This window comes from Marmoricola sp. RAF53, from assembly GCF_052114005.1.
In the GTDB taxonomy this organism is placed as follows: domain Bacteria; phylum Actinomycetota; class Actinomycetes; order Propionibacteriales; family Nocardioidaceae; genus Marmoricola.
Map to the genome: position 1 here is coordinate 1 of NZ_JBFRDX010000036.1, position 25,358 is coordinate 25,358.

Annotated in this window: 27 protein-coding genes and 1 pseudogene; 9 read left to right on the top strand and 19 right to left on the bottom strand. The window is 71.2% G+C overall.

The genetic code is table 11. The annotated features are described in order from the left end of the window. On the bottom strand, positions 1-578 hold a 578-nt coding region (locus tag AB4Y76_RS20300), incomplete at its 3' end, for an aminotransferase class V-fold PLP-dependent enzyme (protein WP_441928639.1). Positions 579-735: 157 nt separating this feature from the next. Between AB4Y76_RS20300 and ctaC the strand changes: the two genes are divergently transcribed. From ctaC to AB4Y76_RS20320, 4 genes are all read left to right on the top strand, one after another. After that, positions 736-1,626 (top strand): aa3-type cytochrome oxidase subunit II, encoded by an 891-nt coding sequence (gene ctaC / locus AB4Y76_RS20305; protein ID WP_441928641.1) that lies wholly within the window; start codon positions 736-738, stop codon positions 1,624-1,626. After that, complete coding sequence (gene ctaD / locus AB4Y76_RS20310; protein WP_441928643.1) at positions 1,623-3,326, top strand: aa3-type cytochrome oxidase subunit I; 1,704 nt, start codon at positions 1,623-1,625, stop codon at positions 3,324-3,326. The genes ctaC and ctaD overlap by 4 nt, the downstream gene beginning before the upstream one ends. Continuing rightward, positions 3,326-3,721: a cytochrome c oxidase subunit 4 gene (locus AB4Y76_RS20315; RefSeq protein ID WP_441928645.1), complete on the top strand. Its 396-nt coding sequence runs from the start codon at positions 3,326-3,328 to the stop codon at positions 3,719-3,721. Before ctaD ends, AB4Y76_RS20315 begins: the two co-directional genes overlap by 1 nt. A gap of 195 nt (positions 3,722-3,916) precedes the next feature. After that, positions 3,917-5,122 (top strand): L,D-transpeptidase, encoded by a 1,206-nt coding sequence (locus tag AB4Y76_RS20320; RefSeq protein ID WP_441928647.1) that lies wholly within the window; start codon positions 3,917-3,919, stop codon positions 5,120-5,122. 13 nt (positions 5,123-5,135) lie between these two features. Here the strand turns inward: AB4Y76_RS20320 and AB4Y76_RS20325 are convergent, their stop codons facing one another. The 6 genes from AB4Y76_RS20325 to ctaE all read right to left on the bottom strand — a co-directional run bounded on the left by AB4Y76_RS20325 (position 5,136) and on the right by ctaE (position 11,060). Then, on the bottom strand, positions 5,136-5,861 hold the full coding sequence (locus tag AB4Y76_RS20325; protein WP_441928648.1) for a sterol desaturase family protein: 726 nt from the start codon (positions 5,859-5,861) through the stop codon (positions 5,136-5,138). Next, the gene (locus AB4Y76_RS20330) at positions 5,858-6,616 is read right to left on the bottom strand and encodes a FadR/GntR family transcriptional regulator (RefSeq protein WP_441928650.1); all 759 of its coding nucleotides are present in this window, start codon (positions 6,614-6,616) and stop codon (positions 5,858-5,860) included. The genes AB4Y76_RS20325 and AB4Y76_RS20330 overlap by 4 nt, the downstream gene beginning before the upstream one ends. Before the next feature lie 131 nt (positions 6,617-6,747). Next, positions 6,748-8,481: a cytochrome bc1 complex cytochrome b subunit gene (qcrB, locus tag AB4Y76_RS20335; protein ID WP_441928652.1), complete on the bottom strand. Its 1,734-nt coding sequence runs from the start codon at positions 8,479-8,481 to the stop codon at positions 6,748-6,750. Further along, positions 8,478-9,539, bottom strand: a complete 1,062-nt coding sequence (qcrA, locus tag AB4Y76_RS20340; RefSeq protein WP_441928654.1) for a cytochrome bc1 complex Rieske iron-sulfur subunit — start codon at positions 9,537-9,539, stop codon at positions 8,478-8,480. Before qcrA ends, qcrB begins: the two co-directional genes overlap by 4 nt. Next, on the bottom strand, positions 9,536-10,399 hold the full coding sequence (qcrC, locus tag AB4Y76_RS20345; RefSeq protein WP_441928656.1) for a cytochrome bc1 complex diheme cytochrome c subunit: 864 nt from the start codon (positions 10,397-10,399) through the stop codon (positions 9,536-9,538). Before qcrC ends, qcrA begins: the two co-directional genes overlap by 4 nt. Before the next feature lie 22 nt (positions 10,400-10,421). Next, positions 10,422-11,060 carry an aa3-type cytochrome oxidase subunit III gene (ctaE, locus tag AB4Y76_RS20350; protein ID WP_441928658.1) on the bottom strand — a complete coding sequence of 213 codons (639 nt, stop codon included), beginning with the start codon at positions 11,058-11,060 and terminating at the stop codon, positions 10,422-10,424. A 181-nt stretch (positions 11,061-11,241) separates the two neighbouring features. Here ctaE and AB4Y76_RS20355 point away from each other — a divergent pair, with 181 nt between their 5' ends. The 3 genes from AB4Y76_RS20355 to trpD are packed head-to-tail and all read left to right on the top strand — an operon-like array spanning position 11,242 to position 13,663. Beyond that, the gene (locus AB4Y76_RS20355) at positions 11,242-12,159 is read left to right on the top strand and encodes a cytochrome c oxidase assembly protein (protein WP_441928687.1); all 918 of its coding nucleotides are present in this window, start codon (positions 11,242-11,244) and stop codon (positions 12,157-12,159) included. 50 nt (positions 12,160-12,209) lie between these two features. After that, positions 12,210-12,617, top strand: a complete 408-nt coding sequence (locus AB4Y76_RS20360) for an Rv3143 family two-component system response regulator (RefSeq protein ID WP_441928660.1) — start codon at positions 12,210-12,212, stop codon at positions 12,615-12,617. A gap of 5 nt (positions 12,618-12,622) precedes the next feature. Then, the gene (gene trpD / locus AB4Y76_RS20365) at positions 12,623-13,663 is read left to right on the top strand and encodes an anthranilate phosphoribosyltransferase (RefSeq protein ID WP_441928662.1); all 1,041 of its coding nucleotides are present in this window, start codon (positions 12,623-12,625) and stop codon (positions 13,661-13,663) included. Here the strand turns inward: trpD and AB4Y76_RS20370 are convergent. The 12 genes from AB4Y76_RS20370 to AB4Y76_RS20425 all read right to left on the bottom strand — a co-directional run bounded on the left by AB4Y76_RS20370 (position 13,645) and on the right by AB4Y76_RS20425 (position 24,434). Continuing rightward, positions 13,645-14,259 carry a hypothetical protein gene (locus tag AB4Y76_RS20370; RefSeq protein ID WP_441928664.1) on the bottom strand — a complete coding sequence of 205 codons (615 nt, stop codon included), beginning with the start codon at positions 14,257-14,259 and terminating at the stop codon, positions 13,645-13,647. The genes trpD and AB4Y76_RS20370 overlap by 19 nt on opposite strands. 9 nt (positions 14,260-14,268) lie before the next feature. Further along, positions 14,269-15,828: a DUF2142 domain-containing protein gene (locus tag AB4Y76_RS20375; RefSeq protein ID WP_441928666.1), complete on the bottom strand. Its 1,560-nt coding sequence runs from the start codon at positions 15,826-15,828 to the stop codon at positions 14,269-14,271. Beyond that, positions 15,825-16,718, bottom strand: coding sequence for a glycosyltransferase family 2 protein (locus AB4Y76_RS20380; protein WP_441928668.1), 894 nt, complete (start codon positions 16,716-16,718; stop codon positions 15,825-15,827). Before AB4Y76_RS20380 ends, AB4Y76_RS20375 begins: the two co-directional genes overlap by 4 nt. Further along, complete coding sequence (locus AB4Y76_RS20385) at positions 16,715-17,071, bottom strand: DUF2304 domain-containing protein (protein WP_441928670.1); 357 nt, start codon at positions 17,069-17,071, stop codon at positions 16,715-16,717. The genes AB4Y76_RS20380 and AB4Y76_RS20385 overlap by 4 nt, the downstream gene beginning before the upstream one ends. After that, positions 17,068-17,751 carry a glycosyltransferase family 2 protein gene (locus tag AB4Y76_RS20390; protein ID WP_441928689.1) on the bottom strand — a complete coding sequence of 228 codons (684 nt, stop codon included), beginning with the start codon at positions 17,749-17,751 and terminating at the stop codon, positions 17,068-17,070. The genes AB4Y76_RS20385 and AB4Y76_RS20390 overlap by 4 nt, the downstream gene beginning before the upstream one ends. A 141-nt stretch (positions 17,752-17,892) precedes the next feature. Further along, positions 17,893-18,672, bottom strand: coding sequence for an NAD-dependent epimerase/dehydratase family protein (locus AB4Y76_RS20395; protein ID WP_441928672.1), 780 nt, complete (start codon positions 18,670-18,672; stop codon positions 17,893-17,895). Then, complete coding sequence (locus AB4Y76_RS20400) at positions 18,657-19,175, bottom strand: dTDP-4-dehydrorhamnose 3,5-epimerase family protein (RefSeq protein WP_441928674.1); 519 nt, start codon at positions 19,173-19,175, stop codon at positions 18,657-18,659. The genes AB4Y76_RS20395 and AB4Y76_RS20400 overlap by 16 nt, the downstream gene beginning before the upstream one ends. Further along, the gene (locus tag AB4Y76_RS20405; protein ID WP_441928676.1) at positions 19,172-20,419 is read right to left on the bottom strand and encodes a class I SAM-dependent methyltransferase; all 1,248 of its coding nucleotides are present in this window, start codon (positions 20,417-20,419) and stop codon (positions 19,172-19,174) included. The genes AB4Y76_RS20400 and AB4Y76_RS20405 overlap by 4 nt, the downstream gene beginning before the upstream one ends. Beyond that, positions 20,419-21,510 carry a CDP-glucose 4,6-dehydratase gene (rfbG, locus tag AB4Y76_RS20410; RefSeq protein ID WP_441928677.1) on the bottom strand — a complete coding sequence of 364 codons (1,092 nt, stop codon included), beginning with the start codon at positions 21,508-21,510 and terminating at the stop codon, positions 20,419-20,421. The genes AB4Y76_RS20405 and rfbG overlap by 1 nt, the downstream gene beginning before the upstream one ends. Further along, entirely contained in the window at positions 21,498-22,259 is a 762-nt protein-coding gene (gene rfbF, locus AB4Y76_RS20415) for a glucose-1-phosphate cytidylyltransferase (RefSeq protein ID WP_441928679.1), read from the bottom strand. The genes rfbG and rfbF overlap by 13 nt, the downstream gene beginning before the upstream one ends. A 22-nt stretch (positions 22,260-22,281) precedes the next feature. Further along, positions 22,282-22,560, bottom strand: coding sequence for an Lrp/AsnC family transcriptional regulator (locus AB4Y76_RS20420; RefSeq protein ID WP_441928681.1), 279 nt, complete (start codon positions 22,558-22,560; stop codon positions 22,282-22,284). A gap of 83 nt (positions 22,561-22,643) precedes the next feature. Then, a complete protein-coding gene (locus AB4Y76_RS20425) occupies positions 22,644-24,434 on the bottom strand; it encodes a DEDD exonuclease domain-containing protein (protein WP_441928683.1) in 1,791 nt (596 codons plus the stop codon). 123 nt (positions 24,435-24,557) lie between these two features. On the opposite strand from AB4Y76_RS20425, the gene AB4Y76_RS20430 reads away from it, so the two are divergent. Both AB4Y76_RS20430 and AB4Y76_RS20435 read left to right on the top strand, forming a co-directional pair. Next, complete coding sequence (locus AB4Y76_RS20430) at positions 24,558-24,815, top strand: hypothetical protein (protein ID WP_441928685.1); 258 nt, start codon at positions 24,558-24,560, stop codon at positions 24,813-24,815. 15 nt (positions 24,816-24,830) lie between these two features. Continuing rightward, positions 24,831-25,358 (top strand): annotated as a pseudogene (locus tag AB4Y76_RS20435) (hypothetical protein); the annotation flags it as partial.

Below are 25,358 nucleotides of genomic sequence, written 5' to 3' on the forward strand. Positions count from 1 at the left end.
CCCCACTTGTGGGCCGACGCCGCCGCGGCGGCCCAGCCGTCGGGCAGCGGGACCCGGCCGGCGGCGGCGCAGGCGTCGAGGAACAGGGGAGCCCCGCCGGCGGACTCCGCGAGCGCGGCCACCGGCTGCACGGTGCCGACCTCGTGGTTGGCGGCCTGCACCGCGAGCACGGTCGTCCCGGYCGGGACCGGCTCGGCGACCCGGCCCAGCGGGTCGACCGCCAAGGTCCTGAACGAGCCGCCGCGGTCCTCGTGCCAGCGCCCGGCGTGGAGCACCGAGGCGTGCTCGACGGCGCCGGCCACGAGCAGGTCGCCGTGGCGGGCGCGACCGGCGAGCAGCCCGAGGACGCCGAGGTGCACGGCATGCGTCCCGCTGGGGGTGAAGGTGACCTCGTCGGCCCGTACGCCGAGCGCCCCGGCCGTCGCCTCCCGCGCGTTGTCCAGGAGGATCCGGGCGTTCCGGGCAGGGCCGTGCAACCGTCGCGGATCGGCGTACCCGTGCTCGAGCGCCTGCTCCAGGACTGCCCGTGCGGCAGGGTGCAGCGGCTCGCCGGACGCGGTGTCGAGATAGGCCGTCACAAGGGAAAAGTAGCCCTCCGGACGGCGAACCGCGCACGTGGTGAGCGGCACACCGTCCAACACCCCGACCTGCGCCACGACCCTGCCTCGGCCAGTAGTAGGGTTCGGCATGTCCGCCTCAAGCAGATGTTCGGTCATGAAGAGAGAGGGCTCGTTCGTGGGTCTGCAACTCCCCAAGCGTGCTCGGAAGACGGCACTCGGTGCCGTCGCCGGTGCCTCGCTGTTGTTCCTCACCGGCTGCTCGGCAGAAGGCAGGTCGCAGATCGAGCGGCTGGCCATGCCGGTGCCGGCGTCCAAGGAAGCACAGCACATGTACGACCTGTGGCACTGGTCGTGGCTCGCGGCCATGCTGACCGGCGTCGTCGTCTGGGGCCTGATGGGCTGGGTCGTCGTCAAGTACTGGCGCCGCAGCGAGTCCGAGATCCCGGTGCAGACGCGCTACAACCTGCCGATCGAGATCTTCTACACGCTCGCGCCGGTGATGATGGTCATCGTCTTCTTCTTCTACACCGTGCAGGTGCAGGACGACGTCCTGCACGCACCGAAGGACCTGGACAAGGCGAACGCGGCCGCCCCGCTCAACGTGACCGTCGTCGGCCAGCAGTGGTCGTGGACGTTCAACTACACCAAGGGCAGCGACGTCGTCGCGAACGAGCCGGTGTTCGAGGGCGGGACCACGGCCGACGCGCCCACGCTGTGGCTGGTCAAGGACAAGCCGGTGTCGATCGACCTGTACTCGCCGGACGTCATCCACTCGTTCTGGGTGCCCTCGTTCCTCTTCAAGATGGACGTGATCCCCGGGCGCCAGAAGGACAACCACTTCACGCTGACCCCGGACCGCGAGGGCACCTTCGCCGGCCGCTGCGCCGAGCTGTGCGGCGTCTACCACTCGCGGATGCTCTTCACGGTCAAGGTGACCGACCAGGCGTCCTTCGACGCCCACCTCAGGGAGCTCAAGGAGCAGGGCAACACCGGCCTCGCTCTCGGCGGCAACGACGTGAACAAGGTCGACGGTCTGGACGTCGACGGCGATGGAGGAGAACAGTGACCGCGGTCTCTGACGCACCCAGCACTGCGGCCCCGACCCGCACCCTGGGCCAGCAGGTCGTCCGCCTGCTGACGACGACCGACCACAAGCTGATCGGCAAGATGTACCTCACGACCTCGTTCGCGTGGTTCATCCTCGGCGGCATCATGGCGCTGCTGATCCGCTCGGAGCTCGCGTTCCCGGGCCAGCAGGTCGTCAACGACGAGGTCTACAACCAGCTGTTCACGATGCACGGCACGATCATGCTGCTGCTCTTCGCGACGCCGCTGTTCTTCGGCTTCGCGAACGTGATCATGCCGCTGCAGATCGGTTCGCCCGACGTCGCGTTCCCGCGCCTGAACATGTTCAGCTACTGGCTGTTCCTGTTCGGCGGCATCATCGCCGCGTCCGGCTTCCTCTCGCCCGAGGGCGCCGCCGACTTCGGCTGGTTCGCCTACTCGCCGCTCTCCGACGCGGTCCGCTCGCCCGGCATCGGCGGTGACCTGTGGATCATGGGTCTCTGGATGGCCGGTCTGGGCACGATCCTCGGTGCGGTCAACTTCATCACCACGATCATCTGCATGCGTGCGCCCGGCATGACGATGTTCCGGATGCCGATCTTCGTCTGGAACACGCTGGTCACCAGCCTGCTCGTGCTGATCGCCTTCCCGATCCTGGCCGGCGCGCTGCTCTCCCTGGAGGCCGACCGCAAGCTCGGCGCCCACGTCTTCGACGCGGTGCACGGCGGTCCGATCCTGTGGCAGCACCTGTTCTGGTTCTTCGGCCATCCCGAGGTGTACATCATCGCGCTGCCGTTCTTCGGCATCGTGACCGAGATCCTGCCGGTGTTCAGCCGCAAGCCGATCTTCGGCTACGTCGGCCTGGTCGCCGCGACGCTCGGCATCGCGATCCTGTCGGTGGCGGTGTGGGCGCACCACATGTTCGTCACCGGCGCCGTCGACCTGCCGTTCTTCTCCGGCATGACGTTCCTGATCGCGGTACCGACCGGCGTGAAGTTCTTCAACTGGATCGGCACCATGTGGGGCGGGTCGTTGAGCTTCGACACGCCCATGCTCTGGTCGCTCGGCTTCCTCACCACCTTCCTCTTCGGTGGCCTGACCGGCATCATCCTGGCCTCGCCGCCGCTGGACTTCCACGTGTCCGACTCGTACTTCGTGGTCGCGCACTTCCACTACGTGGTCTTCGGCACCGTGGTGTTCGCGATGTTCGCCGGCTTCTACTTCTGGTGGCCGAAGATGACCGGCCGGATGCTCGACGAGCGGCTCGGCAAGATCCACTTCTGGCTGCTGTTCGTCGGCTTCCACACCACCTTCCTCGTCCAGCACTGGCTGGGTGTCGAGGGCATGCCGCGCCGGTACGCCGACTACGGCGCCAACGACGGCTTCACCACGCTCAACCAGATCTCGACCGTCGGAGCATTCCTGCTCGCGTCCTCGACGTTGCCGTTCTTCTACAACGTGTACAAGTCGCGCCGCGCGCCGAAGGTCACCGTCGACGACCCGTGGGGCTGGGGACGCTCCCTGGAGTGGGCCACCAGCTGCCCGCCGCCGCGGCACAACTTCGTGTCGATCCCGCGGATCCGTTCGGAGTCGCCGGCGTTCGACCTCCACCACCCGGAGATCGCCGCGCTCGAGTACGCCGATGACCTGGTGCCCGCCGGAGCCGACTCCCGGGCCATCGACGAGGGGAAGGACGCCTGATGAAGGCCGAGACCTGGATCTTCGTGACCTGCACGGTCTTCTTCGTGCTCGTCGCGCCCGCCTACTGGCTGATCACCGGGGACCCGACCGGCACCTCCGCACTGGTCATGACCGCCCTGCTGACCCTGCTGGTGAGCTTCTACCTGGGCTTCCACGCCTCGCGGATGGAGCCCCGGCCGGAGGACCGGAAGGACGGCGAGATCGCCGACGGCGCCGGCGAGCTGGGCTTCTTCCCGCCGTACAGCTGGTGGCCGCTGTGGTGCGGTCTCACGCTGGGGATGATCGTCCTCGGCGTGGTCATCGGCTGGTGGCTGGCGATCATCGGCGGTGTGCTCGGCTCCGTGGCCCTCACCGGCCTGATCTTCGAGTACTACCGGGGCGAGCACGCGCACTGAGCGAGCGCACTGAGTGAGCGGCGGAGCCGAGCTTGCTCGTGCTCCGAGCGCGGAACAGCCCTGAAGGACCCTGTCGCGGCCCGGTCGAAACGTCGACCGGGCCGTGACGCTTGCCACCCGGTTGGTGGCGCAAACCACTTCGCGGGTGTTGTTACGCTGGAGAGGTCCACCGTCACGAGACGTCCGGGGAGATCCATGCGTTCGCGTCGTACCTGGGCCGCGGCTTCCGCCGCGGTCCTTCTCATGACCGGCCTGACCGCCTGCTCCCACGGCGGTTCGGGGACCGAGAACGTCTCGGGCACCCCGCAGGCGGGTCGGACCTCGGCGACGGCGGAGACCTCGAAGGCGGAGATCACCGCCTCGGTCCGGGACGGCGCGGCCAACGTGAAGGTCAACCGCTCGGTGCGCCTCGACGTCAACGACGGCACCTTCTCCCAGGTCACCGTGACCGGCGGCGCCGGCGACCTCAAGGGCGTGCTCTCGGCCGACAAGGTCAGCTGGCAGAGCACCGACCGGCTCCAGCCGGGGGAGGCCTACCGGGTCCGTGGCGTCGCGGTCGACGCGAAGGGCCACGAGCAGGTCTACGAGTCCCGGTTCAGCACGCAGGACCTCCCGCTCGACAAGCAGACCTTCCCGAGCTTCTTCCCGCAGTCCGGCGCCACGGTCGGAGTCGGCCTGCCGGTCATCGTCCGGTTCGACGTCCCGGTGACCGACCACGCCGCGATCCAGCGGCACGTGAAGGTGACCAGCGTCCCGGCCCAGCAGGGCTCGTTCCACTGGATCTCCGACACCGAGCTGCACTGGCGCCCGCAGGCCTACTGGAAGCCGGGGACCAAGGTGACCGTCGATGCCGATGTCGACAGCGTCCCGGCCGGCAACGGTGTCTTCGGTCAGAAGAGCCGGACCAGCACGTTCACGATCGGCCGCTCGATGGTGAGCAAGGTGGACATGAACACCCACCAGATGCGCGTCTTCCGGAACGGCAAGCTGATCCGGACGATCCCGATCACCACGGGGCAGCAGCCGAAGTTCACCACCCGCTCGGGCACGAAGGTGATCATCGAGAAGTTCCGTCACAAGCGGATGAACTCCGAGACGATCGGCATCGACCCCCGCAGCGCCGACGGTTACGACCTCGACGACGTCGAGTACGCCATGCGGCTCACCTACTCCGGTGAGTTCGTGCACGCCGCGCCGTGGTCCGTCGGCTCCCAGGGCCACGCGAACGTCAGCCACGGCTGCACCGGCATGAGCACCTCGAACGCCGGGTGGTTCTACGGCCAGAGCATCGTCGGTGACGTGATCGAGTACACCGGCACCTCCAAGCAGATGACGCTGAGCAACGGGTTCGGCGACTGGAACCTGCCGTTCGCCCAGTACTCGGAAGGCTCCGCGGCCTAGGCCCTGCCCGGGATCAACCGTGCAGGTTCTTGGCGGTCTTCGAGGCCTGCACGCTGCCCGGGTCGGGGTAGGTGCCGAAGAGCCGGTCCGCGGTCGCCGTCGAGGTCACCGTGAACCAGTAGTGCTCGTTCTTGAAGTGGTGCAGCCGGTGGTTGCGCCAGACCGCCTTGTAGGCCTTGGTCCGAGGCTTGTAGTCGCTGTGGATCAAGTAGTGCGACCACTCGTAGATCAGGCCGGAGACGCCGACGACGACCAGGAAGGTCAGGCCCTGGCCGAGACGCGGGAAGGCGAGCACGGAGATCAGCACCGCGCCGGCGATCACCGCGATCAGCGAGCGCCAGGGGATGAACACGAGCGGGATGTCGCGCGGGTCCGCGTGGTGGCGACGGTGGTCGCGGGCGAGCTCGCTGTCGATCTTGACGCCGGCGACCTTACGAGGGCGCCAGTGCAGGATGAAGACGTGGATGACCCACTCGAGGACCGGGAAGAGGGCGACCCAGATCACCGGGGCCCAGAGGTCGGTCAGGCGCCAGTCGCCCTCGGCGGCGCGCCAGGCGACGGCGCCGACCAGCACGCCGAGAAGCATCCACGGGCTGGGGTGCTTCCAGAACTCGCGGAAGGTCGTCCCGAGCGTCACCGCCGTACGACGCGTCCCGGTGATCCTGGCCTCCTCGGCGGCGAGCCGCTGCTGGGCGCGCTCCTCGATCTCGGGGCTCGCCTGGAAGGGGTTGTTCGTCATGCCTCGTCCCTTTCGCTGGATGTGTCCTCGAAGGCGTCGAGGAAGGCCACGACGGCCTCGGTGGCCGGTCGGAGCAGCGTGTCCGCGGCGGTGGCCGCGGCGGCCCCGTCCCCGGACAGGACCGCGTCGCTGATCGCGCGGTAGCCGGCGAGGTCGGTGACCTCGCCGTCGAGCAGGGGAGCCAGCGGCTCGATGGCGGGCTCGTAGGCCTGGCGGAGGTTGTTGTACATCAGCCGGAAGACGATCGAGTCGGCCAGGTCGACGACACAGTCCCAGAACGCCAGGGAGGCGCGCTGCCGGTCCGCGGGGGTCCCGGCGTCCTGAGTGTCCGCGAGGACCTCGAGCGCCGCCAGGAGGGCCCCACGGAGGTCCTGGGTGGCCCGGTGTGCCCGTTCGCCCGCCATCCGCGCGACGTTCGGCGCGATCGCGAGCCGGGCTTCCGTGATGCTGCGGCCCACGGCCGGGTCGAGCTCGCCGTCGCGGACCAGGAGCCGGGGGAGCAGGTCGAGGCTGCCGTGCCGCTGGAGGTCGCGCACAGTGGTGGAGCCGCCGTGGCGGACCTCGACCAGACCGGAGGCGGACAGCCGCTGGAGCGCCTCGCGCACGGCCGGGCGGGAGACGCCGAGCAGCTCGGCGAGGCGGCGTTCGCTGGGCAGGGCGTCGCCGGGGGCGAGCGCCCCGTCGACGACCTCGGTGAGCAGCTGCTCGTAGACGTCGTCGGGGACGAGCCGTTTCGTGATCGGGGTGAGCGCCATGGGGGAAGCCTCGCCCCAGGTAGGTCAGGTGGTCAAGTGGTCAGACCAGTTGGTGAGACCGGGGTGCCCGGGAAAGCCGCAGGGCCCGGGAGCGAGCTCCCGGACCCTGCGGCGATGCTGTCGAGCGCGGCTCAGTGGCGCAGGCTCTCGTCCGCCACGTCGTGGCGGCCGTCGAACTGGTGCCCGTCGGCCGAGTGACCTTCCAGCGGAGCGTCGTGCTCGTGCTCGAGCGCGGCGTGGTGGTGGCCCTCCTCGAGCTCCTCCACGGTCGGCTTCTGCACGTTCGTGGCGAACCACGCCCTCGAGGCCTTCGCCCGGAGGGAGTCCATCCGGCCGTGCGGCGCGCTGACACCGTTCTCGTCGGTGCCGGCGGCCCCGGTGTACACCACGTCACGCTGACGCGCGGTCAGGGTGTAGGCCCGGTCCTCGGAGATCGGCAGGTGCTTCTCGGTGTAGCCACCCTGCGCGTCGCGCATGATGACGCCGGTCTCGTAGCCGTGCAGCAGCACGTCGTTGTCGTGACGCTGCAGCGAGATGCACCAACGCTTCGCGATGATGAAGACGATCGGCGGGATCACGAAGATCGCACCCCGCATGAAGTACGTGATCGTGTTCAGGTTGAGGTGGAAGACGGTCGCCAGGATGTCGTTGCCGCCGGCGGCCCAGAGCAGGCCGTACAGCGTGATCATCGCGGACAGGAACGCCGTCCGGGTCGGGGCGTTGCGCGGACGCTGGAGCAGGTGGTGCTCCCGCTTGTCCCCGGTCACCCAGGCCTCGACGAACGGGTAGGCCAGGACCGCCATGAGCAGCGCGATCGGGACGATCTGTCCGGGCAGGAAGATGTTCCAGCTCAGCGTGAAGCCCCAGAGGTGGGTCTCCCAGCCCGGCATGATGCGCAGCAGGCCCTCGGCGATACCCATGTACCAGTCGGGCTGCGAGCCCGCGGTCACCTCGGCCGGGTTGTACGGACCGAAGCGCCACACCGGGTTGATCGTCATCAGGCCACCCATGAGGGCGACGACACCGAAGACGATGAAGAAGAACCCGCCGGCCTTGGCGGCGTACACCGGCATCATCGGGTAGCCGACGACGTTCTCCTCGGTGCGGCCGGGGCCGGGCCACTGGGTGTGCTTGTGGTAGACGAGCAGCAGCATGTGCGCCGCGATGAGCGCGAGCAGCAGGCCCGGGATCAGCAGGATGTGCGCGGCGTACAGGCGCGGGATGATGACGTCGCCGGGGAACTCGCCGCCGAACATGAAGAACGACATGTACGAGCCCAGGACCGGGGTCGCCTTGACCAGACCGTCCGCGATCCGCAGACCGGTGCCGGAGAGCAGGTCGTCGGGGAGCGAGTAGCCGGCGAAGCCCTCGAGGATGCCGAGCAGCAGCAGCACGCCACCGATCACCCAGTTGAGCTCGCGCGGCTTGCGGAACGCGCCGGTCAGGAAGACGCGCATCATGTGCACGAGCATCGCGGCGATGAACAGCATCGCGGCCCAGTGGTGCATCTGGCGCATCAGCAGGCCGGCGCGGACGTCGAAGCTGATGTGCAGGGTCGAGGCGTACGCCTCGGACATCTGGATGCCGCGGAGCTGGTCGTAGGAGCCTTCGTAGACGACCTCGCCCATGCTCGGCTTGAACCAGAGCGTGAGGAAGACACCGGTGAGCAGCAGGACGACGAAGCTCCACAGAGCGATCTCGCCGAGCATGAACGACCAGTGGTCCGGGAAGACCTTGCGGATCTGCTTCTTGGTCGCGGTCGCGAGACCGAGACGCTCGTCGGCCCAGGTGGCGACGGCGGCAGCCGGGTTCGGCTTGGCGACCGCAGCGGGCGTCGTGCCGTTGGTGGAGGCAGTAGCACTCATGTCAGATCACTCCGGTCTCGTTCCCAGTAGCTCGGACCGACGGGTTCGGTGAAGTCGCTCTGCGCGACGAGGTAACCCTCGGCGTTCACCTTGATCGGGAGCTGCGGCAGGTGCCGTGCGGCCGGGCCGAAGACGACCTTGCCGTTGTCCGCCAGGTCGAAGGTGGACTGGTGGCACGGGCACAGCAGGTGGTGGGTCTGCTGCTCCCAGAGCGAGATCGGGCAGCCCACGTGCGTGCAGATCTTGGAGTAGCAGAGGATGCCGTCGACGCCCCAGTTCTCACGACCGGGGACCGGCGTGATGTCCTCGGGGGCCATCCGCACGAGGATGACCGCGGCCTTGGCCTTCTCCTGCAGGAGCTCGGTGCCTTCGATGACCGGCTCGCCCTCGGCGTTGACGTCGAAGAAGATCCCCGGCTCGGCGTTGACCAGCTGGCCGATCTCCATGTCGGACGGCTTGATCTTGGCGCCGTCGACGTCCTGGACGACGAGCATGTCCTTGGTCCAGACGGTGCGGGCCAGCTTGTCGCCCGGCAGCGGGCCGAGGTCGCGGAGCGCGACGATGGCCGGCAGGCCGAGGAAGGCCATCGCGCCGATCAGCGAGTTGCGCACGAGCGGGCGGCGGGCGATGCCGGAGTCGGCGATGCCCTCCTCCAGCGCGGCCACGGCCTCGGCGCGGTCCTCCGCGGGGGAGGACGCCGGGTGCCGGTACTCGACGATCTCGTGGTCGCTCATCAGCTTGCGCGACCACTGGATCGCGCCGGCGCCGATGGCGAGCAGGGCCAAGCCAAGCGCGGCACCGAGGGCGACGTTGGAGGCGCCCATGTTCAGGAAGACGTCCGGGTCCTCGCCGATGCTCAGCGCGAAGTAGGCGACGCAGAAGAGCACCGCGCAGAGCGCGGAGACCCCGAAGAGGGTCGCGATCTGGCGCTCGGCGCGCTTGGCGGCGACCTCGTCGACGTCGGTCGGGCGCGGGAGGTGCTCCGGGAGCCCCGGGTCCGCGATCGGCTCGTTCGACGTGGCCGGGACGTTCAGGTGGTGGTCGGTCTCACTGCTCACGCGGCCGCCTCCTTCTTCTTCTTGGAGCGGGCCGAGTGCGAGGTGATCCAGATGCCGGCGCCGACGAGCCCGCCGATACCCGCGATCCAGGCGAACATGCCCTCGGAGACCGGGCCGATCGAGCCGAGCGTGAAGCCGCCGTAGCTCGGGGTGTCCTCGGACTTCTTCAGGTACGCGATGATGTTCCGCTTGTCCTCGGGGGAGAGGACGTCGTCGGAGAAGACCGGCATCTGCTGCGGGCCGGTCAGCATGGCGAGGTAGATGTCGCGCGCGCTGACGCCCTCGAGGCTCGGCGCGTGCTTGCCGCCGGGCAGGGCGCCGCCGCTGCCGGCGAAGTTGTGGCACGCCGTGCAGTTCGTGCGGAAGAACTGGCCGCCCTGGACGATCTCCTCGTTGGTGGCGTCGCTGACGTCGTACTTGGAGGGGTCCGGAACCTCGGGGCCGGGGCCGAGCGAGGCCACGAACGCCGACAGCGCCTTGATCTCGTCCTCGTTGTACACCGGCGGCTTGCGCAGCGCCTGGGCGCCGGGCTGGGCCATCGGCATCCGGCCGGTGCCGACCTGGAAGGTCACCGCCGCGGCGCCGACGCCGACCAGCGGCGGGCCGTACTGGTTGCCCTTCTCCGTGAGGATGCCCTCGGCGTTCTTGCCGTGGCACGAGGAGCAGCCGACCAGGAAGAGCTCCTTGCCCTTCGCGATCGTGGCCGCGTCGTCCTCGGTCTTCGCGCCGTTGGCCGGCTGCAGGAAGGCCGTGTAGACGCCGCCCGTGGTCAGCAGGGCGATCAGCAGCACCAGCGGTGCAGCCAGTCGGCTGCGCCGGCCGGCCGAGAGCCGAGCTGAGATCTTGCGTGTGAGTCGCACACCAGGTCCTATCGGTTCAGGCTTACTTGAGGATGTAGATGGTGAAGAAGAGGCCGATCCACACCACGTCGACGAAGTGCCAGTAGTACGACACGACGATCGCGGTCACGGCCTGCTCGTGGGTGAAGCGGCGCGCGACCAGCGTGCGGCCGAGGACGAAGAGGAAGGCGATCAGACCGCCGGTGACGTGCAGACCGTGGAAGCCCGTGGTCAGGTAGAACATCGTCCCGTACGCCGACGAGGGGATCGTGATGCCCTCGTGGACCAGGTTGACGTACTCGAAGGCCTGACCGCCGATGAAGATCGCGCCCATGATGTAGGTGAGCACGAACCACTCGCGCAGGCCCCAGCCCTTCACGTTCGCGATGCCGCCGCTGCGGCCCACCTGGCCGCGCTCGGCCGCGAAGACGCCCAGCTGGCAGGTCACCGAGGAGAGCACCAGGATCGTGGTGTTCACCGAGGCGAACGGCACGTTGAGCTTCTCGGTGGACACCGCCCACAGCTCGGGGCTCACCGCACGGATGGTGAAGTACGCCGCGAACAGGGCCGCGAAGAACATCAGCTCGCTCGAGAGCCAGATGATCGTCCCGACGCTGACCATGCTCGGTCGGTCGTGGTGCCCGTGCAGACGGGATGCTGGGATCACAGTTGCTGTCGCCACGGCGCCATTATGTCGTGACCTCCGGGGCGCGCCACCCCGACCCCCCGTTTTGAAACCGCGTGTCGGCGCCCCCGGCGCGTCCGTGCCGCGCGGGTGACAGGCGGGGGTGGTGCGACTCACGCACCCGGGGGCCTCGGCGCGGCTCCCCCCGGGCTGCTTCTACCCTGTCTGGGTGCTCCAAATGTCCCTGTCGTCGACCGTCCCGCTGGACGCCTCCGCCGACCTTCCGCGGTTCACCGCGTCCTCGGTGTTCACCGCCTGGGGCGTGGACCCGGTCCTGTTCGTGCTCACCGTGTGGGTGGCCGGCCTCTACCTGTTCGGGGTCTGGACGCTGCGCCGCCGCGGGGACGGCTGGCCGCTCGGCCGGACGCTGGCGTTCGTCGTCGGCGGGATGGGCTCGTTCTACTTCGTGACCTCGTCGGGGATCGGGGCCTACGACACCACCCTGCTGAGCGTGCACATGGTCCAGCACATGGTGCTCTCGATGGTGGTGCCGCTCTTCCTCGCGCTCGGCGCCCCGGTCACGCTGGCGCTGCGCACCCTGCCGCCCGGTCCGCGCCGGGTGCTGCTCGTCGTGCTCCACTCGAAGGTCGCGAAGGTGCTGACCTTCCCGCCGCTGACCTTCGGCCTCTACGTGCTCAGCCCGTGGATCCTCTACTTCTCCGGCTGGTACGCCGCGTCGCTGAACAACGAGTTCGTGCACGAGATGATGCACGTCCACCTGGTGCTGGTCGGGTCGCTGTTCTTCTGGCCGCTGGTCGGGATCGACCCGATCCCCGGTCGGGTGGCGTACCCGTTCCGGATGCTGCTCGTCTTCATGACGCTGCCGTTCCACGCCTTCCTCGGCGTGACGATCATGAGCCAGAGCGCGCTCCTCGGCGGTGACCACTACCCGGGTCTGCACGCGGCGATGCCGTGGCTGCCGGACCCGCTGGACGACCAGCACCTGGCCGGCGGGCTGCTGTGGAGCTCCGGTGACCTGGTCGGGCTGCTGCTCTTCGTGGTGCTGTTCGTGCAGTGGGTGCGGTCCTCCATGAAGGAGGCCGAGCGCGAGGACCGGCGGCTGGACCGGCTGGAACGTCAGCAGTCGGCCGGCTGACCCGCAGGTCCGGGTGATCTGCGCCACGGAGGACTAGTAGCATCGCGGGCGTGACTGCGAACTCCGTGCTCAAGGTGCTGGTCTACAGCGACGACTCCGACGTGCGTCAGCAGGTGATCCTCGGTCTGGGCAAGCGCGTCCACCCGGATCTGCCCGAGCTCGAGTACGTCGAGGTGGCGACCGAGCCGGTCGTGTGGCAGCAGCTCGACGCGGGTGGGTTCGCGCTGGCGATCCTCGACGGCGAGGCCACGCCCGCCGGTGGCCTGGGCATCGCCCGCCAGATGAAGGACGAGATCTACCAGGCGCCGCCGACGCTGGTGCTCACCGGGCGCCCGCAGGACAACTGGCTGGCGACCTGGTCCCGCGCCGAGGCCGCGGTGTCGCACCCGCTGGACCCGATCGAGCTCGCGGAGACGGTCGCCCGTCTGCTGCGCTCGCGGGTCCCTGCCCAGGCCTGAGCGCCGTGACCGCCGAGCCGGGCCGCACCTGGCCCGACGTGCTGACCACCCTCGTCCGCGGCGAGGACCTCAGCGCCGAGCAGACGTCCTGGGCGATGAGCGAGGTCCTGACCGGGGCCGCGACCCCGGTCCAGATCGCCGGCTTCGCCGTGGCGCTGCGCGCCAAGGGGGAGACCGTCGCCGAGATGCAGGGCCTCGTCGACGCGATGTACGCGCACGCGACCCCGCTGGCGGTCCCCGGCCGGACCCTCGACATCGTCGGCACCGGGGGTGACCGCTCGTTCTCGGTCAACATCTCCACCATGGCGGCGATCGTCGCCGCCGGCGCCGGGGTCACCGTCGTCAAGCACGGCAACCGCTCGGCGTCGAGCAAGGCCGGCAGCGCCGACGTGCTCGAGCTGCTCGGCATCCGGCTCGACCTGCCGGCCGACCGGGTCGCCGCCGTCGCCGCCGAGGCCGGCATCACGTTCTGCTTCGCGGCCGCGTTCCACCCGGCACTGCGGCACGCCGCGGTCGCGCGCAGCGAGCTCGGCATCGGCACCACCTTCAACTTCCTCGGTCCGATCGCGAACCCGGCCAAGCCGGCCGCGCAGGCGATCGGCTGCGCCGACCCGAAGATGGCCCCGGTGATGGCCGGCGTCTTCGCGCGGCGCGGCGTGGACGCGTGGGTCTTCCGCGGGGACGACGGGCTCGACGAGCTCACCACCACGACCACCTCCCGGGTCTGGACCGTGTCCGGTGGCGAGGTCCGCGAGACCTCGGTCGACCCGACCCGGATCGGAATCCCGCTCGGCACCGCCGAAGGCCTGCGCGGCGGGGACGCGGCGTACAACGCGGACGTGGTGCGGCGGCTCCTGGACGGCGAGAAGGGCGGCGTCCGCGACGCGGTCGTGCTCAACGCCGGTGCCGCCCTCGCCGTGCACGCGGCCGAGGACGGCACCCTGGACGAGCGGCTCGCGGCGGGTGTCGCGCGTGCCGAGGCGGCCCTCGACTCCGGTGACGCGGCCGCCGCGCTGGCGCGCTGGGTTCAGAGCGCGAGCTCGTAGGCCCCGTCCGAGCGCGGGGAGAACCCGAGCTTGGCGTAGTAGGCGCCGACCATCCGGGGCGAGGTGACCACCCGGGCCAGGTCGCGGCCGGCCAGCACGCCGCTGGTCCGCCAGACGAACCGGCCGGGGGAGAAGTCGCGGTAGCGCGGGGTCACGTAGTCGAGCAGCACCGTCGCGGTGTCGCCGGCCACGTGCAGCAGGACCACGCCGACGGTCTCGTCCCCGCGCTGGACGACGAAGGCCAGGTTGTCCGGCGCCGCGCCGTCCCAGACCAGGTCCGGCTGGAAGGACAGGATGTCCGCCGCGTGCACGCGGAGCACGTGCCGCAGGTACTCGTCCTGGCCGCCGACCTCGAGGACGGCGTACGCGGCGTCGTCGTCCCGGGTGGTGACCAGGGCCCGGATGTGCCACAGGTTGATCCCGCACAGCGCGATGTTCATCGCCACCATGGGCCAGATCTCCAGGGCCGCGTTGAAGCCGGCCAGGACCACGCACGCGGCCAGGTTCAGCACCCGGAAGCGCAGCACCCGGGCCTGCATGACCGAGTAGATCAGCAGCGCCGACCCGAGCCACCCGGCCAGGGAGAGCCAGTCCATGGACCGAGGCTAGCCGGGTTCGGGCGCGGTGGCCCGCGACGCGGCGAGCCCGGCGGACGTCCGGACTGCCAGCGCCCAGCACAGCCCGGCGAGGAGGCCGAGCGCGACCAGCAGGGCGGTCGAGGGGGCGGACCACCCGGTCGCGTAGGTCAGGTCGTGCAGCTTCCGTGCCTGCTCCACGACCTGGCGCTGACCGAGCACCTGCGCGAGCGCGAGGGCGAAGACGCCGGCCGTCGCGGTCGGGAGCGCGAACCTGAACGCGTGCGGGCTGCGGTCGAGGATCATGGCGAGGACCACGACGAGGCCCACCGTGAACGGCATCTGGTAGCGGCCCTGCCAGGCGGCGCCGATCTGGTGGAAGGTCGCCGCCGTCAGGTACGCCGGGACGAGGAACGACGTCGTCGCGACGAACAGCAGCGCGGCCGAGGGGCGCGAGCGCAACCGGATCCGGCGGACCGCGAGGACGAGGACGACGGCGAGGACGGTGAGCGCGACCGCGTACAGCGCCAGCGGTGCGCTCTCGTCCCGCATCGGGAACGCTCCGATGGCCTGCAACGGCCACAGGATCGCGCCGCTGGCGACGAACGACCACGGCTGGCCGCCGAAGGAGGAGCGCTCCTGCCCGGGGTCGTTCACCCCGGAGGTCAGCAGCCAGAACGCGTCGAAGGCGACTGCTCCCAGCGCCAGGCCGAGGGCGGCCCACTCGAGCCGCCCGCGCGGGACGAGCGTGCGGAGCAGGCCGCGGAGCCCGGTGAGGATGGCGAAGGTGACCATGATCAGCGTCATCCAGAGGATGCCCAGGGTGTGGGTGTTGAGCAGCACCGCGCTCGACACCGCGAGCCCGAGGTAGCCGGAGCGCCGCGTCCGCTCCTCCGGGATCGCGAACAGGGAGGCCCAGACAGCGAGCCCGGCGACCATGTTCAGCCCGTTCGGTGCGGCCAGCGAGGTCGAGTAGAGGGTCGTGGGAAGCGCGGCGACCAGGGCGGCCGTCGTGGGCCAGACGGTCCGCGACAGCCCGGTGAAGATCCAGACCGCCAGTGCGAACATCAAGGCGCAGAGCACGGCCGCCGCGCCCCGCATCGCGTAGATCGCCGCGTCCCCGTGGAACGGCTTCGCGAGCGTTCCCTCCACCCAGTAGAAGGTCGGGTTGTAGCGGGCGGCTCCGGAGGAGATGACCACGTCGTCGCCGGGTGCGTCCGCGGCCGGGTAGCAGTTGTACAGGCCGGTGTAGTGCCGCTGGGAGCAGGAGGGCTGGACCTCGTGGGCCACGTCCTCGCGCACCCGGATGAGGTCGCCGCGACCGTAGCCCTTGGGCGGCAGGTGGTGCGTCGCCTGCCAGTGCCCCTCGGCGACCGAGCTCGCCCGGAGCGCGTGGTCGAACTCGTCGATCCCGAAGTAGGGGACCACGCTCAGCATCCAGCCCAGCTGGAGCGCGAGGAAGCCGGCGGTGGCCCAGGCCGTGATCCGGAGCCTGCGCCCGGTGGTCCGGCGGGCGGGCGCGGGGTCCGCGGGGTCCGCGGGGTCCGCGGGGTGCAGGCCGGCCGGGACCGCGGGCGCGTACGTCGTCACCGGGCCACTGCCGTCGCGTGCCGCAGGAGCTGCCGCGAGACCTGCTGGTCGCCCGAGCGGACGGCGCGGGGGAGCAGGGCGAGCGCGTGCAGCCGCGAGGTCGCGTGCAGCCGGGCGGCGCGGGCGGCCGCCGTCCAGCCGAGCGCCCGCAACCGCGGTGCCAGCTCGGCGAACAGTCGTTCCTCCTCGGCGAACCGCGCGGTGTCGCGGGCGGTGACCGACGAGACGCTCGCCGCGTGCCGCCGGTAGGAGAAGGCCTCGTCGGCGAGCAGGACCAGGGAGCCACCGTCCATGATCGTGTCCATCAGGAAGTCGAGGTCGAAGACCGTCTCCATGTCCGCCCGGAAGGTCCGGCCGTCGACCTGGGACCGGTTCCAGGTGAGCGCCGGGAAGTAGACCCAGTTCCCGTGCAGCAGGCTCGTCGCCAGCTCCTTGCCCGCCAGGACGTGGGTGCGTCCGGCCGCGGGCGCCAGGAAGGACTTGGTCCGGTCGACGAGGGGACGGATCGGCAGACCGCGGTCGTCGATGACCGTGACCCGCGGCTGGACGACCGTGGCCTGCGGGTGCTCGGCGACCGCGCGCCGTGCGGTCGCGACGTAGTGCGGGTGCAGCACGTCGTCGGCGCCCATGATCACGAAGTGCGTGCTCTCGGCGACCTCGAGGCACCGGCGCAGGTTGCCGCTGACGCCCAGGTTCTGCTCGTTGCGGAGGTAGGTCACCCGGGAGTCGCCCAGCGCCTGCACCCAGCGGCCCGGCTCGGGGTCGGGGTAGTCGTTGTCGATCACGACCAGGCGCCACGCGGGGTCGGTCTGGTCGAGGACGCTCCGCACGGCGACCTGCAGGAGGGCGGGGTCACCGTGGAAGGGGATCAGGATGTCGATCGTCGTCACGTCGCGGGTACGTCGTCCTTGGCGGGCGCGGCCCGGGGGCCGGACCGGAGCGCGAGCTCGCGGGTGAGGTCGGTGAGGTGCTCCTCGAGCCGGTGGATCCGCTGGTAGAGCCCGATCGTCACGTAGAGGAACGCGACGACGAGGGCGTAGAGCACGAGGTCGGTACCGCGGCCGACGTTGACCAGGTTGGCCATCCAGGTGACCAGGTCGGGGAACAGGATCGAGATGGTCGCGACGACGGCGAAGGTGATGCCGGCCAGTCGACGGACCGCCAGGTTCGCGCTGCTCGTCGATCCCCGGAGTGCGAACACGACGAGACCGACCATTCCCAGGATCAGCAGGATCTTGATCATGGGTGGGTCCGCACTCTCGCCATCAGCAGGTCGAAGACGATGTTCACGGCATTGATGTTCCGCTGCCCCTTGGCACGGGAGTACTCGCTGTAGAGCACCGTCGTGGGCACCTCCGCCCAGCGCAGCCCGCCGGCTCCGATCTGGTGGAGGAGCTCGCTGGCGTACGCCATCCGCGGCTGGCGGAGCCGGATCAGGTCCAGCGCACGGGTGTTGATCACCCGCAGGCCGTTGTGGGCGTCGGTGACCTGGAGGCCCGCGGTCCAGCGGGTGAAGTGGATCGCGCCACGCAGCACCATCCGGCGGGCGCGCGGCATGTCGACGGTCTCACCGGTGAACCGCGAGGCGAGCACGACGTCCAGGTCCTGCGCGCGCCCGGCCGCGACCATCGCCTCGGCGTCACGGACGAGGTGCTGCCCGTCGGCGTCGAAGGTGACCACCCAGCGGAACGCCGGCGTCCGGGCCGCGTGGTCGAAGCCGGTCTGCAGCGCCGCTCCCTGACCGAGGTTGGTGGCGTGCCGGAGGACCTCGGCGCCGGCGGCGGCCGCGATCGCCGCGCTGCCGTCGGTCGAGCCGTCGTCGACGCAGAGGACGTGGGGGAACGTGTGTCGCAGGCTCACCACGACGTCGGCGATGGTGGTCGACTCGTTCAGCATCGGAACGACGACGCAGACGTCAGCCATGGACACGGGTGATCCCCCCTCTCGTCGACGTGCCAGAGTCCTAGACTGCGGCATCGAACGTCCGTTTCGTACCCATTCGGGAAAAAAGGACTGATTCCTACCGAAATCTGGATGTTCGGCGTCGGGGGTAGCCCGAAATGACTAGGGCGCCGAGCCGCCGAAGAACGACTCGGTCGCGGACGGCGTCCAGCCCAGCCGCCGCAACCGGGTGGTGTCGGCCGCGACGTCGTCGACGGGGTCGGGGTGATCCTCCGGCCTCGCGGGCCCGCGCACTTCCGCGCCGCACGCACGGGCCAGCTCGCGCACCGTCCGCAGTCGTCCGGACCCGATGTCGACCGAGCCGGTGAGGCCGTGCGCCACCACCGTGACCACGGCCGCACCCACGTCGGCGGCGTGGACGAAGTCGTGTGCGCTCTCCGGGGCGCGGAGCTCGACGGGCCGGTCGGCGGCGACCGCGGCCCGGGCGTCGGCAACCAGCGCCGGCCGGCCCGCGTCCGGGTCGAAGGTGTAGAACGGCCGGATCCAGGTGACCGCACCCCGGTCGATCTCGCCGCCCAGCCGGCGGCGGAGCTCGTGCTTGGACCGGGTGTACGCGTCGGTGCCCGGTCCGGCGTCCGCCACCGTGCCGGTGCCGACGAAGCCGACGCCGACCTCGAGGCAGTGCAGCGCGGCCCGCCACGACGCCTCGAGCCAGCGGTCGTTCTCCGGTGAGGACCGGTACCCCGAGACCCCGCTCGCGCACCAGGCCAGGTGCAGGACGGTGGCGGGCGCGACGGCATCGATCGCCGCGACGAACGCGTCCGGGTCGGTCAGGTCGTGCTCGTCGCGGCGTACGGCGACGAACTCCTGGTCCTGCCGTCGGTGTGCGAGCGTCCAGCGCCCGATCAGGCCGGTCGAGCCGGTGATCAGGACACGGGCCACGGCCGGCCGTCCCGGTCGGAGTCCGAGATGACGCTGACCGGCAGCGGCCACCCGACCTGCACGGTCGGGTCGTCCCACCGCAGCGTCCGGGCGGACCCGGGCGCGAACTCGCCGTCGATCAGGTAGCAGAGCGACGTGCCGGCGGTCAGGGTCTGGTAGCCGTGCGCGATCCCCGGCGGCAACCGGAGCAGCTCCGCCCCGGCGGCGGTAAGGTGCACCCCGGCCCAGCAGCCGTAGGTCGGCTCGCCCGCCCGGGTGTCGACCAGGACGTCGAAGAGCTCGCCGGCCGTGCACCACAGCGCCTTGCGCTCCAGGTGCGGCGCGACCTGGACGTGCAGACCGCGCACCGTTCCGGCGGCGGCGTTGTACGACGTGCAGAGCTGGCTCACGCCGAGGGGACCGGCCGAGCCGTCGTACAGCTTCTCGAAGGACCCGCGCTCGTCGCGGAACCGGGCGGCCGGCTCCAGGGCGACCCCGGAGAGCTCCGACCAGTCCACCCTCATCCGACCTGCTCCACGCGCGGCACCGGGACCCAGACCCGGGCGCCGGGACACAGGTCGCGGACGATCGGCACCAGCTCGGCGGCGATGTTCCAGGGGAGCACCAGGACGTCGTCGACGGGCGAGGACGCCAGCGCCTCCGGCGCCAGCACCGGCGTACGCGGCCCGGGCAGGAACCGGCCCTGCTTGGCCGGGCTGGCGTCCACCACGAAGGAGAGGTAGCGCGCGCTGTCGCCGACCGCGTTGAGCAGGGTGTTGCCCTTGGCGGCGGCGCCGTAGCCGGCCACGGTGGCGCCGGCGCTGCGACGTTCCTCGAGCCAGCGCGCGACGGAGTCGATCGTCGCCCGGCTCTCCGCGGCGAACCGCTCCCAGACCGCGCGGTCGAAGATGCCGCCGGCCTGCTCGTCCGCGAGGGTGCGCGCGACGGAGTCGTCCGGCGTCGACGTACCGGTGCGGCGCAGGTGGTAGCGGTTCGAGCCGCCGTGCGTGGAGAGCCGGTCGACGCGGACCAGCTCGAGCCCGTGCGCGGCCGCGACCTGCCGGACCGACGTGGCGGTCAGGTAGCAGAAGTGCTCGTGGTAGATCGTGTCGAACTGGGCCTCGTGGAGCATGTTCATCATCGAGGGGTTCTCGACGGTGACGAGGGTCTCCGGGCCGCAGAGCAGCGCGAGGCCGGCGACGAAGTCGTGCAGGTCCGGCACGTGCGCCATCACGTTGTTCGCCGCGATCAACCGCGGGTGGCCGTGGGACGCGAGCACCCGGGCGGCCAGGTCGGCTCCCCAGAACTCGCTGATCGTGGTCACGCCGGCCGAGCGCGCGATCTCGGCGACGTTCTGCGCCGGCTCGATGCCGAGCACCTGCTGCCCGGCACGCTGGAACTCGGTCAGCAGGTAGCCGTCGTTGCTCGCGATCTCGACGACCAGGTCGCCGGCGCCGAGGCCGAGGAGAGCGCGCATCTCCTCGGCGTAGCCGCGGGCGTGCGCCACCCAGCTCGAGCTGGTCGAGGACAGGTACGGGTAGTCGTCGCCGAAGATGCGCTCGGGCCGGACGAACTCCCCGACCTGGCCGAGCCCGCACTCGGTGCAGATCCGCAGGTGCAGCGGGAAGGTCTCCGGCTCGGCGGCGGGATCGGTCGCGAGCTCGTTCGACAGCGGCTGGTCGCCCAGGTCCAGCACGGAGACCAGGGTGTCCCGGCCGCACCCGCGACAGGTCGTCGTCCCGCGCGCGGAGGTCTCGGCGGCCGGCACTACGCCCCCGTCCGGACGGCGAGCTCGTAGCCGTCGATCTCGGCGGCCACCAGTGCTGCGGCCGGACTGCCCGCCGCATGGGCCAGGTGCCAGTCGACGGTCCGCCGGACCGCGTCCTGCCAGCCGAGGACGTTGGTCCAGCCGAGCACGGAACCGGCCAGCGAGGAGTCGAGGGTCAGCAGCTCGGCCTCCTTCATCGGCGGGACGTCGTGGGCGTCCCAGGTCGGGGCGGCCCCGTCGGCGTGCTCGTGCCAGTACCCGGCGGCGTACGCGACCACGTCCTCGACCGGGACGCACTGGCTCTCGTCCGGCCCCAGGTTGAAGCCGCGGGGGAGCTCAGGGTCCTCGCCCAGCCGCTCGGCGAGCAGGAGGTATCCGCGGAGCGGTTCGAGGACGTGCTGCCAGGGCCGTACGGCGGCCGGCCGTCGCAGCGTCAGCGGCCGGCCGGCGGTCCAGCTCCGGACGAGGTCGGGGAGGAGCCGGTCCGCGGACCAGTCGCCGCCGCCGATCACGTTGCCGGCCCGGGCCGTCGCGACCGCGAAGGGCAGGCCGGGCCAGGCGTGGACGACCAGCTCCATCGCCGCCTTGCTCGCCGAGTACGGGTCCGCACCGCCGAGGAACGCCTCCTCGGCGTACGGGAGCGGCTGCCGGGTGTCGTAGACCTTGTCGGTCGTCACCATCACCGCGGTCCTCACCGATCCGATCCGGCTCAGCGTGTCCAGCAGGACCGCCGTGCCGTGCACGTTGGTGGTGAAGGTGCGCAGCGGGTCCGCGTAGCCGACGGGGACCAGGGCCTGCGCCGCCAGGTGGAGCACGACCTCCGGGGCGAACGCGGTGACCGTCTCCTGCCAGCCGGTGCCCGCGATGTCGGCGGCGATCTCGGTGAGCCCGCCGGGCCCGAGCTCGTCGCGCAGGTTCGGCTGGCTGTCGCGCTCGGCGAGCGAGAGCCCCAGGACCTCGGCGCCGAGCCGGTCGAGCCACGCGCTGAGCCAGCTGCCCTTGAACCCGGTGTGACCGGTCACCAGGACGCGCTTCCCCTGCCAGAAGGAGGGGGAGGGGACCCGGCCGCCGGTCGTGCTCACGCCGTCCACGGCGGCACCTCGGCCTGGGCCAGCCGGTCGAGCTCGTCGCGGTCCCGGAGGGTGTCCATCGGCATCCAGAAGCCGTCGTGCACGTACGCCGCGAGCCGGCCGTCGTCGGCGAGCCTCTCCAGCGGCCGGCCCTCGAAGACGCAGTCGTCGCCGTCGAGCAGGCCGAGCACCTCGGGCTCGACGACGAAGAAGCCGCCGTTGATCCGGTCCTTCGCGAGCAGCGGTTTCTCGGCGAACTCGGTGACCAGGCCGTCGGTGATCCGGAGCGTGCCGAACCGCGGCGGCGGGCTGACCGCGGTGACGGTCGCGAGCGCGCCGGTGCGCTCGTGGTGCTCCAGCACCCGGTCCAGCGGCACGTTGCCCAGACCGTCGCCGTAGGTGAGCATGAAGCGCTCGGTGAGGATCGGCGCGAGGCGTCCGAGGCGGCCGCCGGTCATCGTGTCGACGCCGGTGTCGACCAGCGTCACCCGCCACTTCTCGGCACGTTCGGCGAGGACGGTGTTCTGCCCGGTCCCGAGGTCGACGGTCAGGTCGCTCTCGTACATGCGGTAGTTCGCGAAGTACTCCTTGAGCGCGTAGCCCTTGTAGCCGCAGGCGACCACGAAGTCGTCGAACCCGTGGCGGGCGTAGTGCTTCATGATGTGCCAGATGATCGGCCGACCGCCGATGGGCACCATCGGCTTGGGGATGGTGCGAGTCTCCTCGGACAGCCGGGTGCCCCGACCGCCCGCGAGGATGACGACCTTCACGTGTCCCTCCCTGGGGTCCTGCTCAGTCCAGCCCGAGGGAGAACGCCGACTCCAGGTCGTGCTGGGAGTAGGCCCGGAAGGCGATGTGCGTCTCGGTCTCGGTCACGCCGGGCACCTTGTTGAGCTTGTCGGCGATCACCGTGGCCACGGCGTCGTGGTCGCGCACGCGGACCAGGGCGATCAGGTCGATCTGCCCGGTCACCGAGTAGACCTCGCTGACACCGTCGAGGGCCGCGATCGCCTCGGCGACCTCCGGGATGCGCGCGACGTCGGCCTTCACGAAGACGATGGCGGTGATCATGGGGGAAACCTACCGTCGTCGTGGCGCCCGCGTCAGGCTCACCGCGCTGTCATCGGGCTGTCATCGGGCTGTCATCGGGCCGGTCATCGGGCGGGTCGGTGCACCGTCGCCAGCGTCCGGCGCTCGTCGAACGGCACCAGGGACTGCCGGGACTCCTCGACCGCGTCGTGGGTGGCCAGGTGCCGGCTCGCGCCGCGGACCGGGCAGGACCACTCGCCGTCCACGTGCACGAGCCGGATCCCCGGACGTTCCAGCCAGCGCAGCACCTTCTCGGTCTCCTCGGCGGTCGCCGCCGGGGTCGGCCCGAGGCCGGCGGCGACCGACTCCGACGACGCCCGGAGCTGCTCGACGTACGCACCGGCGTGCGCCTCGGGCGGGATCACCCCGGCGCCGGCGAGCCGGCCGTGCCGGACGACGTGCACGGCCCAGCGGCCGTCGTCCTCACGCCGGGCCGCGACCAGCTCCGCGCACCGGGTGAGCGCGCTGAGCCGCTGCGTCCGCGACGCCGCGCGCACGAACGCCGCCAGCCGGTCGCGGTGCTGGCCGGCGTCCTCGAAGCGCTCCTCGGCGCTGAGCAGGGTCATCCGGGCGGTCAGCGCCTCGACGACCTCGTCGGCCCGGTGCAGCAGGTTGTCCCGCAGGTCGCTGACCATGAGCGCGTAGGTGTCGAGGTCGACGCTGCCGTCGCAGGGCGCGAGGCAGCGGTCCATCTCGGCCAGCACGCAGGCCGACCGGGACGGCGCCAGCGGCAGCCGCTCGCTGCACTGCCGGACCGGGAAGGTCTCGTGGAGTGCGGCGAGGGACTTCTCGGCGCGCTTGCGCGAGGAGAACGGACCCAGGTAGTCGGCCTCGTCGTCGAGCACCCGCCGCACCAGCGACAGGCGCGGCCACGGCTCGTTGGTCAGCTTGAGCCAGTGCACCTTCTCCGGGGACCGGCTGCGCCGGTTGTAGCGCGGCTTGTGCTGCGCGATCAGCCGCAGCTCGCGCACCTCGGCCTCCAGCGGGGTAGCGCAGGTGATGCCGTCGACCCGGGTCGCGAGCCCGACCATCTCGCCCATCCGCGACCGGGTCTCGGAAGCGGTGAAGTAGGACCGCACCCGGGTGCGCAGGTCGCGGGACGTGCCGATGTAGAGCACGTGGTCGCGGTCGTCGCGGAACAGGTAGACCCCGGGGGCGTGCGGCAGGTCCTCGGCGAGGTGGCGCTTGCGCCGCTGCGCGGCCGTGACCCGCGAGCTGAAGGTCTGCAGCTCCTCCAGGGTGTGCACGCCGAGGCCGCCGAGCCGCTCGAAGAGCCCGTGCAGCACGTCGACGGTGGCGCGCGCGTCGGACAACGCCCGGTGGTTGGGCGTGGTCGCGGAGCCGAAGGCCACCGCGAGCGAGCTCAGCTTGCAGTTGGGCGCGTCGTCGCGGGTCACCACGCGGCGGGCGAGCCGGGCGGTGTCGAGGACCTCGAAGCCGGGCCAGGGGTGGCCGAGCTCGCGGGCGAAGTGCTGGAGGAAGCCGACGTCGAACGGCGCGTTGTGCGCGACCAGCACGCTGCCACGGGCGAACTCGAGGAACGACGGCAGCGCCTCCTCGATGGCCGGGGCGCCGGCGACCATCGTGTTGGTGATGCCGGTCAGCACCGCGATGAACGGCGGGATCTCGGCGTGCGGGTTGACCAGCGTCTGGAACTCGCCGAGCACCTCGCCGCCGCGGACCTTGACCGCCCCGATCTCGGTGATCATCGAGCCCTGCGAGACGGCCGCCCCGGTGGTCTCCAGGTCGACGACGCAGAAGGTCAGGTCGCGGAGCGGGCGACCGAGCTCGTCGAAGCTCATCTGCGCCGCCCAGCGCGACGCCGACGGCGTCGGGAGGAGCGGCGAGGTGGTCATGGGGACGACGGTAGGAAAGCCCACCGACACATTCGGCCACGACGCGCGCAATAGGCTGGGCGCACTTCGCTCCGTCCCGGTCGTGACCGGGCGGACCGGACGAGCACAGACGAGGAGACCTCCGTGGGCGTCGCACTTCCCGAACCGCACCAGCGCTGGCGCTGCGGAGGCTGCGGCAACCTCACCCGCTTCGACGTCGCGCGCAGCCGGCGGACGGTCGAGTTCTGGCACTTCGACCTCGCCGGGTCCTACCGGATCGAGGAGTCGGAGCTGCGCGCCGAGGTCGTCGAGTCGGTGACCTGCCGCTGGTGCGGGCGTGACGACGCGATCGAGCTGGTGGAGCGGACCGACGCCGAGGTGCCGGCCTCGCCCGGCGCCTGAGGAGCGGGGACGCCGATGCCAGCACCCGACGCGCTGCCCACCCGGGTCCGGGCGCGGGTGGTCGCCGTCGCCGCCGACGCCCTCGGCGCGATGCCGCCGGACCAGGTACCCGCAGCGCTCCGCAGGGTGGCCGCGTTCTCGCCGGCGCGGCGCGCGAAGGTCGCGGCCGGGCAGCTGCTGGCCGCGCTGGAGGACGACGCGTTCCGCGAGCACCTCGCCGTCCAGGCCCGCGCGCAGGCGCCGGAGGTCGCCGGTGCGCTCGAGCACGGGGAGCGCAGCCCGGAGACCGCGGCGCTGGCCTACCTGGTCCGCGGGCAGGGCTGGGAGAGCGTGCTGGCCGAGGTCGCCGGCGCGGAGGAGGCGGAGCGCGCCGAGCGGGCCGCGGTCGCCGAGCGCGACGAGGTGGTCGCGCTCCGGGCGCGGCTGGCCGACCGCGACCGCGAGCTGGACGACGTACGCCGCGACCTGGACGCCGCCCGGGCCGAGGCGCGCACCGAGACCGCCGCCTGGCGGCGCAAGGTGGGGGACGCCCGGGCGCAGGCC

Excerpts from the sequence above, each read along its gene's own strand:
- AB4Y76_RS20420 (WP_441928681.1), bottom strand. The coding sequence starts at position 22,560 with ATGATCACCGCCATCGTCTTCGTGAAGGCCGACGTCGCGCGCATCCCG.
- AB4Y76_RS20370 (WP_441928664.1), bottom strand. The coding sequence starts at position 14,259 with ATGGACTGGCTCTCCCTGGCCGGGTGGCTCGGGTCGGCGCTGCTGATC.
- AB4Y76_RS20315 (WP_441928645.1), top strand. The coding sequence starts at position 3,326 with ATGAAGGCCGAGACCTGGATCTTCGTGACCTGCACGGTCTTCTTCGTG.
- AB4Y76_RS20425 (WP_441928683.1), bottom strand. The coding sequence starts at position 24,434 with ATGACCACCTCGCCGCTCCTCCCGACGCCGTCGGCGTCGCGCTGGGCG.
- AB4Y76_RS20390 (WP_441928689.1), bottom strand. The coding sequence starts at position 17,751 with ATGGCTGACGTCTGCGTCGTCGTTCCGATGCTGAACGAGTCGACCACC.
- qcrB (WP_441928652.1), bottom strand. The coding sequence starts at position 8,481 with ATGAGTGCTACTGCCTCCACCAACGGCACGACGCCCGCTGCGGTCGCC.
- AB4Y76_RS20355 (WP_441928687.1), top strand. The coding sequence starts at position 11,242 with ATGTCCCTGTCGTCGACCGTCCCGCTGGACGCCTCCGCCGACCTTCCG.
- AB4Y76_RS20385 (WP_441928670.1), bottom strand. The coding sequence starts at position 17,071 with ATGATCAAGATCCTGCTGATCCTGGGAATGGTCGGTCTCGTCGTGTTC.
- AB4Y76_RS20320 (WP_441928647.1), top strand. The coding sequence starts at position 3,917 with ATGCGTTCGCGTCGTACCTGGGCCGCGGCTTCCGCCGCGGTCCTTCTC.
- AB4Y76_RS20330 (WP_441928650.1), bottom strand. The coding sequence starts at position 6,616 with ATGGCGCTCACCCCGATCACGAAACGGCTCGTCCCCGACGACGTCTAC.
- AB4Y76_RS20325 (WP_441928648.1), bottom strand. The coding sequence starts at position 5,861 with ATGACGAACAACCCCTTCCAGGCGAGCCCCGAGATCGAGGAGCGCGCC.
- AB4Y76_RS20400 (WP_441928674.1), bottom strand. The coding sequence starts at position 19,175 with ATGAGGGTGGACTGGTCGGAGCTCTCCGGGGTCGCCCTGGAGCCGGCC.